The sequence below is a fragment of the Kribbella swartbergensis genome (assembly GCF_054784135.1).
The window spans coordinates 1-11,726 of sequence record NZ_BAAGPM010000043.1 but is presented as its reverse complement, the minus strand read 5'-3'; the positions used below and the strand labels follow the sequence as shown (position 1 = coordinate 11,726).

The 11,726-nt window shown below is 64.9% G+C and carries 10 protein-coding genes; 5 read left to right on the top strand and 5 right to left on the bottom strand.

All coding sequences use genetic code 11. The annotated features are described in order from the left end of the window. The first annotated feature begins 5 nt into the window (after positions 1 to 5). The 3 genes from ACYVOK_RS33975 (at position 6) to ACYVOK_RS33965 (ending at position 2,351) form a co-directional block, all read left to right on the top strand. Positions 6 to 542, top strand: a complete 537-nt coding sequence (locus tag ACYVOK_RS33975; RefSeq protein WP_460666705.1) for an amidohydrolase family protein — start codon at positions 6 to 8, stop codon at positions 540 to 542. After that, positions 539 to 1,519 carry a dihydrodipicolinate synthase family protein gene (locus ACYVOK_RS33970; protein ID WP_460666704.1) on the top strand — a complete coding sequence of 327 codons (981 nt, stop codon included), beginning with the start codon at positions 539 to 541 and terminating at the stop codon, positions 1,517 to 1,519. The genes ACYVOK_RS33975 and ACYVOK_RS33970 overlap by 4 nt, the downstream gene beginning before the upstream one ends. Positions 1,520 to 1,817: 298 nt before the next feature. After that, positions 1,818 to 2,351 carry a hypothetical protein gene (locus ACYVOK_RS33965; RefSeq protein WP_460666703.1) on the top strand — a complete coding sequence of 178 codons (534 nt, stop codon included), beginning with the start codon at positions 1,818 to 1,820 and terminating at the stop codon, positions 2,349 to 2,351. A 33-nt stretch (positions 2,352 to 2,384) separates the two neighbouring features. On the opposite strand, the gene ACYVOK_RS33960 is transcribed toward ACYVOK_RS33965, so the two are convergent. The 3 genes from ACYVOK_RS33960 to ACYVOK_RS33950 all read right to left on the bottom strand — a co-directional run bounded on the left by ACYVOK_RS33960 (position 2,385) and on the right by ACYVOK_RS33950 (position 6,517). Continuing rightward, on the bottom strand, positions 2,385 to 4,316 hold the full coding sequence (locus tag ACYVOK_RS33960) for a heparinase II/III domain-containing protein (RefSeq protein ID WP_460666702.1): 1,932 nt from the start codon (positions 4,314 to 4,316) through the stop codon (positions 2,385 to 2,387). A 478-nt stretch (positions 4,317 to 4,794) separates the two neighbouring features. After that, positions 4,795 to 6,024: a hypothetical protein gene (locus ACYVOK_RS33955; RefSeq protein WP_460666701.1), complete on the bottom strand. Its 1,230-nt coding sequence runs from the start codon at positions 6,022 to 6,024 to the stop codon at positions 4,795 to 4,797. Continuing rightward, positions 6,014 to 6,517: a SigE family RNA polymerase sigma factor gene (locus tag ACYVOK_RS33950; RefSeq protein WP_460666700.1), complete on the bottom strand. Its 504-nt coding sequence runs from the start codon at positions 6,515 to 6,517 to the stop codon at positions 6,014 to 6,016. The genes ACYVOK_RS33955 and ACYVOK_RS33950 overlap by 11 nt, the downstream gene beginning before the upstream one ends. Positions 6,518 to 6,805: 288 nt before the next feature. On the opposite strand from ACYVOK_RS33950, the gene ACYVOK_RS33945 reads away from it, so the two are divergent. Next, the gene (locus tag ACYVOK_RS33945; protein ID WP_460666699.1) at positions 6,806 to 7,525 is read left to right on the top strand and encodes a DUF3105 domain-containing protein; all 720 of its coding nucleotides are present in this window, start codon (positions 6,806 to 6,808) and stop codon (positions 7,523 to 7,525) included. 835 nt (positions 7,526 to 8,360) lie between these two features. On the opposite strand, the gene ACYVOK_RS33940 is transcribed toward ACYVOK_RS33945, so the two are convergent. Then, entirely contained in the window at positions 8,361 to 9,380 is a 1,020-nt protein-coding gene (locus tag ACYVOK_RS33940) for an ArsR/SmtB family transcription factor (protein WP_460666698.1), read from the bottom strand. A 368-nt stretch (positions 9,381 to 9,748) separates the two neighbouring features. On the opposite strand from ACYVOK_RS33940, the gene ACYVOK_RS33935 reads away from it, so the two are divergent. Further along, complete coding sequence (locus ACYVOK_RS33935) at positions 9,749 to 10,750, top strand: ArsR/SmtB family transcription factor (RefSeq protein WP_460666697.1); 1,002 nt, start codon at positions 9,749 to 9,751, stop codon at positions 10,748 to 10,750. Here ACYVOK_RS33935 and ACYVOK_RS33930 read toward each other — a convergent pair. After that, positions 10,747 to 11,726: ABC transporter ATP-binding protein (locus ACYVOK_RS33930; RefSeq protein WP_460666696.1), on the bottom strand; the 980-nt coding region annotated here is incomplete at its 5' end. The two genes, ACYVOK_RS33935 and ACYVOK_RS33930, sit on opposite strands and share 4 nt — an antisense overlap.

Genomic DNA, 11,726 nt, shown 5'->3' with positions numbered 1-11,726 from the left:
ACGCGGTGGCGAACCCGTGGCGCGGCCGCGCGGCTGTCGACGAGCTGAACCGGGCTCGGGACGCGGGAGCTGCGGCACTGGCGGTGGACTCGGTGCTGCAGGGTTTCGACCTACTGGACGGGTTGGTCGATCCGCTGCTCGACTACGCCGCCGGTGTCGGCTGGTTCGTCTACGTCCGGACCGGTACGCCGCCGACCGCGCTGCCGTTGCCACTGGCAACACTTGCGCGGCGCTGGCCGGAGGTCCAGTTCATGATGGGCCGCAGCGGCGCCACCGACTTCTGGATCGACGCGGCGCCGGCGTTGCGGCACGCGCCGAACTTGTACGGCGACACGGCGTACGCGCCGTGGGACACGGTGCTGACGGGCCTTCTGGCCGATCCGGCGATCGACGGATCTCGGCTGGTGTTCTCGACGGACTCGCCGTACACCGTCCCGGTCGCGGAACTTGACCGGATCCGGAACTGGCCGATCGGCCACGACGACAAGACAGCCGTCCTCGGCGAGAACCTGGCCGAGTTGGTGCGAAGGGCGAAAAAGTGACCTACGGAAGTGAAGCAACGGCCGCGACGGATCTCGAGGGGGATCGGCCGGCCGGCGACGCGTCGCTGCTGGTGCGCGGTGTGTCGCCGGTGCTCGAGGTGCCGTTCACGGCCGAGGGCGCCGTGGACCACGACGGGTTCGACCGGGTGGTGCGCTACGTCCTGTCCACCGGTGTGACCAGCATGATGTTCCCCGGGTTCGCGTCGGAGTTCCACAAGCTGTCCGAGCAGGAGCGGCGGGACCTGACCGAGATCCTGCTGTCCCACACTCGGGACCGCGACGACGTCGCGGCCATCGTCGCGGTCCAGGACCACGCCACCCAGTTGGCAGTCGGGCGAGCGGAGGCGGCCGTCGCTGCCGGCGCCGACCTCATCAACCTCCTGCCGCCGCACTTCCTCTCGCCTTCCCGGCGCGCGCTGGTGCAGCACGTCCGGACTGTGCTCTCGGCAGTCGATCCGGTGCCCGTTGTACTGCAGTACGCGCCGACGGAGACCGGCACAAGTCTCGACGCTGGGGTGCTTCGATCCATCGCGGCCGAGCACGGCAACCTCCGGCTGGTGAAGGTCGAGTCCAGCCCACCCGGTCCGCTCATCGCCGAACTGGCGGCCGGCAGCCCATCGCTGCCGGCCGTCGAGGGCTACGCCGGCGTGCAACTGCCCGACGCCGTACGGCGCGGGGCGGTGGGCACCCAGCCTGGTTGTTCGTTCACCGAGATTTACGTGGAGATCTGGCAGCGGCTCACCGGCGGCGACGAGGCGGGGGGCCTCGACCTGCACCGCCGGCTGCTGCCCTACATCTCGTACTGGATGCTCGACACCGAGCGGATCATCGCCGTCGAGAAGCTCGTCTCGGTCCGCCGCGGCCTGTTCAGCAGTGCGTTCTGCCGCGAACCCGCCCATCACCTCGACGCGGAGGAGATCACGATGGTGGGCCGCTTCCTCAGGGAGTTCGCCACCTTCCTGCCCTCGCTGCACTGATCGACGTTCCACGTCCCTACCACTCTTTCCGCCACCAATCCGCCCTGGGGGGTACACATTGACGCCTGTACGCACCCTTCTCCCGCCGGACCCTGCTCAAAGCGAGTGGGGACTCGTCTCCGCAGCCGGCCTGCCGATCGCCGCAACCGGTTCGAGCCCGCCGTCGGCCGCAGCGGCTACGGCTACGGCCACGGCAGAATTCACAGCGCTGCCGCTGACGAAGCAGGTCTCGCTGAGCAGCACAGCGACTGACTTGTTCACCGGCAAGCGTCTTTACGGCTCGAGAGTAATGCAGTCGATGGCCTTCGACTCGGAGAACGGCAGATTGTTCGTCCGCCACCTCGCGACTCTGTGGTGCTACGACATCCACGCCGGCCGCGTGGTCGAGACCTATCGCAGGTTGGCAGGTGACAGCCTGACGTACCGGGAGGTGGAGGGGCTGGCTGTCGAGCGGCTCGACGACGACTCGGCCCGGCTGTACTTCCGTTTCGCGTCCGGTGCCGCGGGCGACCGGCGATGCAACCTGTTCTCGGTGGAGGCGTTGCTGCCTGGCGCGAGCGGAACCGGTGAGGTGTCGGCCGGCGACGTGTCGATCGTGCGCTCTCCATCGGCGGTGCTCTCGGACTTCCGGCTCAGTGCGCTCGGCGCAGTCGTCCACAGCGGCCAGTCGAGTCTGGGTTCCGGCTTCGGCTCGTGGACGGCGATCGGAGGTGCGGGCATCCCGCAGGCGCTGTCACCGCCAACGGCTCCATCGTGTTGTATGCGCTGGGCAACAACGGCAAGTCTACGGAGTGGCCGGGAGCGGTTGGGCGGGCCGATCGAGAGCTCGTGATGTCGTTGCGCCTGGCACCTCAATGCGATGGAGTCAGCGGGTTCGGGTGAGGCGGCCGTCGGGTAGTACTCGGACCGTGGTTTTCTGGGCGCCGATGGTGAGGTCAATGAAGAAGGCGGGTCCTTCGCTGCGGGTGCTAAAGGCAACGGTTTCGGTCGAGCCGACGGGTGCGACAACGGACAGGATCGAGGCGGTCCGCCCGTTCTGGCCGAAGGTGACTACGGGTGCGGGGTCGCGGTGGAAGATGTGGGGGAAGTACCAGCCTTGCACCGGGTCGGATTGCCCTTTGCGCACGTTGACCGACGTACTGGCTGGCGGTTTTTGATAGGGGATCTGGAGCAGGTAGGTCTTGGTGCGGTCGCCGGGTTTGGCTGCGATCGCCGTAGTCGCGGATTGGACTGTGACCTTCTGATCTGGTGGTAGGTGCCACAGTGTCTCGTAGCGTTCCTCCTTGGCCGATTGGCCGCGGTCCAAGGTGACGATCAGGTCGGGGTCTTTGAGTACGAGGACGTCGCGGGTCCGGTCCACGCCTTTGGCCGGTTTGTCTGAGAAGCGGTAGTACTCCGAGTCCGTGCCGAGCAGCGCTTGGGCCAGCTGGGTGTCCACGCGTGCAGTTTCGGCGGTCGGAATGGTCATGACGTTGTGCGCGGACTGGCTCCTGACGTATGCCTGCCATTTGTCGAGCTGGTATCCGGAGTGGCCCGCGTCGATGAGTATGTCGCGTCCCCGGGAGGTGTAGGTGATCGAGGTGTGGTCGTCGTGGCCATGGAACTGCCTGGCGGGTCCGAACCGGATGCTGTACGTCGACTCCTGAGTGAACGGCCGGCTCTCGCCCCAGCCGGTACGGCCGAAGACGTATCCTGCGTCGAAGATGGCGGTCCGGCGGGTGGGTCTTTCGCCGCTTTTGCCGAGGGTTGCGGCGTACTCGAGGGGTGTGCCGGCGACGGCCTGCGGTTTCTGCCGGATGGTGTCGCCGACCTGGTGGAGTTCACCGATGGAGTTGGTTGCCAGTGCGATCCATTCCGCCAACGCACGGCGTCGGATCTCGATGGTGGGACCGGGCTTCACATCGCATCGTTCGAGGGCGGTCGCGGCTCGGCCCCAGAGTTGGTAGTTGAACATCGCGTACCCGACTGACTGCTCGTTCGTCGACCCCTGCGGATCGATCGCGATGGTGATGGCTTCGTTCAGCCGCTTGACCGCGAGGTTTTTCACATCGGTCCGCCCCAGGATGCAGCCGACGCCGAACATGGCGATGCTTTCGTCGGTGCCGTGGTTGCTCGGGCCGCTCCAGTTCTCGGTCATGAACTTGGTGTGGTCGAGCAATGCCTGGTCGAGCCAGGCGTACTGCGCCGGGAGTCGATGAGCGCGGAGGCCGGACATCACCGCTTGCCGGGCACAGAGCAACACGTTCGTCCGGTGCATCGTGGATTCCCACGCCCCAACATCAGTCTTCCATGAGTACGGGTGGTCACGCACCCAGTCATGGATGATGGTCATCACGTGAGTGAGGGCGCGCCGATCACCGTCGCCGGCCGCCTGGATGCCCTGCCCGAGCCAGCGCAACGAGTGCAGCCACATGTACCAGCTGGGCTTGTCGTATGGGTTTGAGGTCCAGCGAATATCCCCCGATCCGTTGCCCACCTGGTACGGGGGATCCTCACCCCAGACGAACGTGTCGCGCAGGAGCATCTCGACCGATACGCGGGTCTCGATGCCGCTGAAACCGGGGCACTGGTACGTCGGCCGGCCAGGGGCCGGTGACGGTCCGGGAGTACCGCTGATCGGGATGGACGGGCTTGGCGAGCCCAGAACCGGTGCGCTCGCAGACGCCGTTCCCGACCCTGATAGCGCGTCGTGCGTCATCAGCGTGAAAGCACTCGCCATCACAATCGCACATAGCAGCACGCAGGCGACAGAGACGATCGCGATGCTGGTCGCCCGCCGTTTGCCATGCCTGGGCATCAGGGCCTCACTTTCCCGATCATGGTTTATATTGGCCTATACCAGAATTTTGTCGCATAAGTATCTCAACTGTGGGCCTCCTGCCATGGCGGATGAGCCAACAGCCCACGGGCGCTGCAGGCCGTTCACCTTCTTGTGGCCGGACGAACTCGGCTGGTTCCGCTCGACTGTGGGAGCGGCTCCAGTACTCGCGTCGGCAGCGCTCGATTCTGGGCCGATCTGACGCCGTCGCTATGGCCTCCGGTCGGCGGGTGGGCCGGGGTCAGAACGGCGCAGGCGTTTCAACTTGTCGACGCGATGACGGGCCCAATTGGTTGCTTGCGCCCCCGATCACCGTCGTCGGTGGCTCTCCCCGGTACCGACGGTCCCTTACACGCAAGTCTGAGGGTTGTGAAGGGACCGCCCCTATTCGAAGCGCACTCGAGCCAAGCCTGAGGCCAACGGACAGCAACACACAGCTGTGGGCCGCGCACGAGACTTAGGGGATCGCTGTGGCCGCGTCGAACCAGCTGCTCGGGTCGTTGGGGTACTTGGTGATTTGGAGGTTCTGCGCGATCTTGCGAAGTTCGTCCAAGTCAGCCTTGGCGTCGAGGCTGTCGACGACCACGGCGACGCCGTTGCCTTCCATCCGAATCGCGGCCTTAGTAGTCTTCGCTGCGCCCAACCTGAATTCCTGGCCGCCGATGGCGGTGGAGATGTACCAGGTTTTCATGCCGTGGATTGTGAGGTCCGGTGGGTTGGAGGCAACCTTCTCGAACCGGGTCATCTGGTTCCAGAACTTGTCGGTGGTATAGGTGACCTGAAGATCCTGGCCCTGGCGGGGAGAGTAGGCTGAGTCCGGGGTGTCAAGTCCCTTGAGCGCCTCTCGCGGCTGGTGGCCCGTCTTCGGGTTTCCGTCGCTGAACAGGATGTTAAATTCCTCCCCGGAGCCGGGAATGCCTGCCTCCTGGCGGCGGTAGGTGGCGCGGTCCGGGACTAGACCTGTCGGCAGGTAGCCGATCTTGACCGGTGAGCCGAGGGTTCTGGTCCCCGGCGAAGTTGACTTCGCGATGGCTGTCGCCAGGTTCAGATTAGCCCGGTAGCGTGCGTCGATCTTGGGAACTTTCCGGGTGCCGAGCTCTAGCTGGGAGGCACAGGTGATTAGGGCCCACAGACCGTTGGCCGGTTGCCAGACAACTGTTTTGAGCGGATCGGTGAACAGGGGCGCAATGTAGCCGGTGGGTGTGGGAATGAACGGCCTGCTCCAGGGCGCGGTGACGATCCTCCCTTCGCGGCCGTTGAGGTCCACTTGCGGGCTGCCGGCCGGGATCGTCGCTGGGTCGAAGTCGCCGTTGCGGTGCACGGTGAGCAGGCATTGCGTGTACCAGGGGCTGCCGGTGAACCCGCGCAGCTCGTAGTCCTGGCGGTTCGCGCTGTACACCTCCGGATGAATCCACATTCCCTTCGGCACGGGTACATCAACCCACCGCGTCCACGCATTGTTGCGTTTCTCCTGGCCGGCGGGATCCGTCCGGGTGCCTAGTTGGGTCGCGGCTAGGGGGCCGGCCACGGCGGCCGCCGCGGTGGCCAGGACAACGCCGACGACTAGGGCCGAACGGCGGCGTCTTGTCGACCGCCGCGCGTCGAGCTTGGCCAGCAGGCCATCGGGGGCAGGCGTGGTTCGGTCGAGGTACTGCAAGACTTCACGGAGATCGTCTTCAGTAGGCATGGTGCACCTCCTGGGTCAGGTCGGTGGGGGCCTTCAGTTCGATCCGCAGGGCGGCCAAAGCCCGCGAGGCGTACGCGCGGACGCTCACAGGTGCGCAATGGAGAGTCTCGGCGATCTCGTTGTCGGTGAGGCCGCCGTAGTACCGCAGGACGAGGACTGTTCGCTGGCGCCGCGGAAGCTTGGCCAGTTCGGTCATCAACTGGTCCCGGTCGGCTGTCTGGTCGGCGTGGTCCACTGTGTGCTCATCCTGGAAGATTTCCGCGCGTGGCACGTAGCGAGACCATTTGCGCCGCCAGGCCAGGTACTCGTTCACAACCATCCGGCGCAGGTATGCGTCTGGGTTCTCCAGCGAGTTGATCTTCTCCCAGTTGCGATGCGCCTTGATCGCGACATCCTGTAGGACGTCCTCAGCCAGGTATGCCGACCCGCACAGCACCGTGGCGAACCGGAACAGTTGCGGCAGACCCGCACGGGTCCATTCGTCAAAGGTCACGTCGCCTCCTCGTTGGCCGGGTGGGAGCCGACCTACACGACTAAAGACGACGCCGGAGATCGATCTGTTGTTCTACGCGACGAGAAGCCAATTGTCGCGGCGCAGATATCCATCGAATAGTGTGCTGGAGAGCCGATGAGCGGCTGGACGATTTCGGGAGAACGAAATCGTGGCGATTTAGAACCGGATCCGTACGCTGGACCGATTGGCCGCAGGCCGAGCTGTTGGCTCACCTGCGGGACGTCGAGAATATGTCCGTTGGTCGATGCCTGTATGAGGATCAACACTGTGGGTAAAGCGTCGTCGCAGAAGCAGTCGCGCCGCGAGATGATCGAGAAGATGCAGCGGGACCAGGCGCGGGCCGACCGCAACCGGACCCTGCTCATCGTCATCGCGTCGATCGTGGTGGGGCTCGCCATCATCGCCTACCCGGCGATCCGGCTGATCCAGGACTCCCGGACCAGGAACCAGGCCATCACCGAGATCGGCGTCGACGCCGGGGCCGCCTCCTGCGACAAGGTCATCGACGACCCGGCCTCCGGCACCCAGGACCACAAGCCGGACGGCGAGGTCATCGCCTACCCGGTGTCACCGCCGTCGTCCGGCCCGCACTACGCCGTCTGGGCGCCGTTCGGGAAGAAGTTCTACACCGTCGACGACCGGCCCGCCGTGCCGAACCTGGTGCACAACCTCGAACACGGCTACACGATCCTCTGGTACCGCGACACGCTGCCGAAGGACCAGATCGACCTGATCGAGAAGATCTCCAAGGCGAAGCTCCCGGACAGCTCGATGGGCAAGTTCATCGCCGCCCCGTTCAAGGAGTCCGAGGGCAAGCCGTGGCCGGAAGGCAAGAACGTCGCCTTCTCCCACTGGAGCGGCAACCAGGCCGGCCAGACCACCGCCCTCGGCCACCGCCAGTTCTGCAGCTCCGTCAGCGGCGCCGCCCTCCAGCAGTTCATGGACAAGTACCCCGCCTCCGACGCCCAAGAACCCAACGGCGGCTGACCGAGACTTCGGCGCCAGGGCGGACCGGAGGTCAGCACCAGGCCAGGGCGACAGCATGCCGGGTCGGTCCGCCGTTGCCGGCCTGGCATGCAGGCGGGTGGCTTCCGGATCGGAACGGCGCCAGTTGCTGCTGAGACAGAACAGCCTCTGCGGCCTATTCACAGGGGTCGCACCTGCGCGCGGGCCCGGCTCCCTATTGCGTGGCCGGTACCCGAGATCGTGTCACGCTGCCAGTGGCAGAAGGCAGCTTCAGCATCGGCCGCGGGAAGGTAAACGGACAACCGGCGGACTTCTTCACGGGCATAGTCGACGACGTTCAGACCTCTCAAGGCGCGGCGCCCGCTGCGGACATTGCAAGAGGTACTGCCGGCGGATAGCGATCCATCGTGCACGGTGCCAGGTGCAGAGGGGAGGTGGGTTGTCGAATGACACTGATGAATGGGGAGTCGGGGAGGCATTGACCTGCCTGGCGGCGGCACGCAATCCTCGACACCGTCGGCTGGCCCTGAGCGCCGGACTCCGCACGGGGATGAGCGCTGGGCACGTGCGCGGCAGCTGCCGAACGCACAGCGAGGATCGCCGTCTGCCAGGCAGATCGGCGATCCTCGCTGCCCTTGTCCGAGGTTCCGGCCACGGGAAGACCTCGGACGCGCACTGGTGGGGTAGGACGCCAACTCGATCATTTCAGCACCTCCTGGTGCCGCAAACCATTCACCTCTCTCGAAATGATGGCCTCCGGTTTCGAGCCGTCTGTCCGGGACGTCGAACCAACCATCCAGTGGACGGAAAGGTGCAACGGGCGGCGTTGCTGTCGGCAACCTAGAGAGGGAGCACGTCACATAGATGACGTGCCGGTCTGAGCAGGGCCGAAGGATGTCGCGTTGACGATGTGCTCCGCCAAGGATGTCTGACGATAGAGGACTGATTTGCCTTTTCGGTGTGCGAGTGCGAGTCCACTGCGGCGCAGCACGGATAGGTGTTGGCTCACCGCGGACGGGCGGCGGTTCAGTTCCACCGCTAGTTCCGTGGTGGATCTGGCCACGGCGAGCCGTCTCAGTATCGCCGCGCGGCTTCGCCCTATCAGCGAGGACAGAGCATCGCCGTCTTCTGCGGTATACGGTTCGCCGCCCCAGAGGAGGTCGACGCGTCGTACCGGGTAAATCAAGATCGGACGCTCATCGAAAGTGACGGCGAAGCCAACTCTCGGCCACGCAAATGCCGATGGCACGAGCCGAAGATTCTGCCCGGCGAGTTCATAGGAAGACACGGTCGAGCGCCAGCCGGGTTTGTCGATGACGAGCATCTCATCCTTGACGTCAACCTCGGGATGGATGTCGTCGAACAGGCCAGAAAAGGGAAGCTTCGCAAGTCGTTGTGCGCGATATGCGACGTCATCATCGAGACCCGAGCGGATGGTCTCCCAATGAGGGAGGACTGCCGCCTTCCAGTATGCGTACAGAGCATCGGCGACTCGTGCCGGTGCGGATCTGTCTTTGAGGACCGTCTGGAGTTCGGTCGGCATGCGTGCGTCGCGCCAGACAGATCCGATATCCATTTTGAGATACTCGGACGGCATTTGTTCGACGGTGCCGAGCTGCGCTTCGATCGTGGTGTTTATATCGAGCGTACCGCAGAAGAAAAAATCAGGCATTACGCGCGGTGACGGCATCAAAGCCCTGAGTAATGCGACATCCCGGCGATTGATGCGATCGCGGACGTCGGTCAGCCATGGGTGATGCACTGCGTGTACTTGATCCGTGGCCAAGACGTAAAGGCTCTCCGCGAGTTCGGCAAGCGGCGAGTATGCGAAGCGCGAACTGGTCGCGGCCTCCACTGTAAGCCGAAGTTGAATCACGCAATCAGGCTAATCAGGACAGAAGCGTCGCTGTCAACGGCTGGTGGGTTGCGATTGATCGCGTCCGTAACACCCGGAGCGCCTCGGACCGGCCACATCTTTAAGCTGGGACCGTATCGTTCCTTGTCCCCAAGAGCGAACCGATAATGAGTTCGGCTGGTCCGTTCGCGTCGGCCGGCTGGTCGGCGGCCATGGTGATCCAGTGCCGTGGCCGCCGCACCACTTGATGGGCCGAGGCCCCCGGCCTCGGCGCCGGCAATGCCTCGAGCTTCCCTGTAGGTGTGTCAGGGACGACAACTGCGTCACGGGACGATTCCAGCATGGCTGAATCGTTCCGCGCATCGGCTGCCCCCGCCTACCATCGGGCCATGATCCGGCTGCGGATGACGCTCGCAGACCTTCGCCAGATGCGTTTCGCGTACTCGCCCCTGACTGAAGTTGCGGAGAGCCTCTATATGCTCTCGTCCCGGTGCTTGCGGCCATTGCACCGGGATTGGTTCGAGTCAGTCCGTGGTTCGCTCGGTGCGGTTGACATGCAACTGCTCCTGGCAGTTGTGCCTGCTGGACCTAACATTGCGAACTTCCTGTTTGGCGGTGCCGTCGATCCTCAGACGACCATTGGTCAGCAATTGCGGCACGTTGCCGGGTTACCTTCGGACCGTTTGGAGGAGGACCTCCGCGAGGTCTGGGCGGGCCGACAGATGCCTTCTCAGCTCGAAGGTCTCCTACGGGACGGAGGTGCGGGGGCTCGTCGCCTTGCGGACGCGATCGGAAACTACTGGGACGTGGCAATCGAGCCGCACTGGAAGAAGATGCGTGCCATCCTCGACGATGATGTTGCCTTCCGCGCCGGCCAATTGACAACTTCTGGTATGAGCTCAATGCTTTGTGACTTGCATCCGCAAGTCGCAGTCGAGGGCTCCGTGCTGACCATCGACAAGAGAAGTGTAGATTCCGACACGGACCTGAAGATGGCGGGCCTGCGCCTCGTTCCGAGCATCTTCGTCTGGCCAGATGTCATCTTTGCGTCAACTGCGGGCTGTCCGGCGGTGCTGACCTATCCCGCCCGAGGTGTCGGCAATCTTTCGGGTACACAAGCTGAGACGCCGCTCGACGAGCTCGGCTCCCTGCTCGGTCGCAGTCGTGCGGCAATCCTTGGTAAGCTAGCCGGTCCATACTCGACAACCGAATTAGCGGTGCTGTTGAATCAGAGCCCACCAGCCGTCAGTCAGCATTTGGCTGTTCTGCGCCGCAGCGGCCTGGTCGTATCAAGGCGAAAGGGTCGTAGTGTGCTCTACCAGCAGACTGATCTCGGAGCGAGCGTAGTTGCCGCCGCCTCCATGTCCACGCGATCGGCCGGCATCTCTTAGTTGGGGTCGTGCCTGGTGGTTGCTGGGTCCTCTTTGGCGGCTGCCTGGGCGGTGGCTTCTTGGTCGGGGGAGGCGTTCTCCGGGAAGTGGCAGGCGCTGCGGTGGCCCGGGGCCAGCTCGACCAGCGGGGGTTCGATGGTTTTGCAGATGTCTTGGGCCTTCCAGCAGCGGGTGTGGAAGCGGCAGGCTGGAGGCGGGTTGATGGGGCTGGGGACGTCGCCCTGGAGGCGGATGCGTTCCTGCTTGGCCTTGCGCTTGGTGTCGGGGACCGGGACGGCCGAGAGCAGCGCGACCGTGTAGGGGTGCATCGGCTTCTCGTACAGGTCCACCCGGTCGGCCAGTTCGACGATCTTGCCGAGGTACATGACCGCGACCCGGTCGGAGACGTGCCGTACGACGGACAGGTCGTGAGCGATCATCACGTAGGTGAGGTCGAACTCTTCCTGCAGGTCCTCGAGCAGGTTGACGACCTGGGCCTGGATCGACACGTCCAGCGCCGACACCGGCTCGTCGGCCACGATCAGCTTCGGCCGGAGAGCGAGGGTGCGGGCGATGCCGATGCGCTGACGCTGACCGCCGGAGAACTCGTGCGGGTAGCGGTTGTAGTGCTCCGGGCTCAGGCCGACGAGCTCGAGCAGCTCCTGCACGGCCCGCTTCACCCCGTGCTCGGTCTTCACGTTCTGCAGCCGGTACGGCGCGCCGACGATCTTGCCGACGGTGTGCCGGGGGTTCAGCGAGCCGTACGGGTCCTGGAAGATCATCTGCACGTCGCGGCGCAGCGGGCGCATCTTGCCTTCGCTCAGGTGACTGATGTCCCTGCCCTCGAAGACGATCCGGCCCGACGTCGGCTCGAGCAGCCGGGTCAGCAGCCGGCCGGTGGTCGTCTTGCCACAGCCGGACTCGCCTACCAGCGACAGGGTCTCGCCGCGGGTCACGTTGAAGGTCAGACCGTCGACCGCCTGGACGGCGCCGGTCT

Coding starts and splice junctions, on each gene's coding strand:
- ACYVOK_RS33965 (WP_460666703.1), top strand. CDS start 1,818: ATGGCCTTCGACTCGGAGAACGGCAGATTGTTCGTCCGCCACCTCGCG.
- ACYVOK_RS33955 (WP_460666701.1), bottom strand. CDS start 6,024: ATGCCTACTGAAGACGATCTCCGTGAAGTCTTGCAGTACCTCGACCGA.
- ACYVOK_RS33960 (WP_460666702.1), bottom strand. CDS start 4,316: ATGCCCAGGCATGGCAAACGGCGGGCGACCAGCATCGCGATCGTCTCT.
- ACYVOK_RS33935 (WP_460666697.1), top strand. CDS start 9,749: ATGATCCGGCTGCGGATGACGCTCGCAGACCTTCGCCAGATGCGTTTC.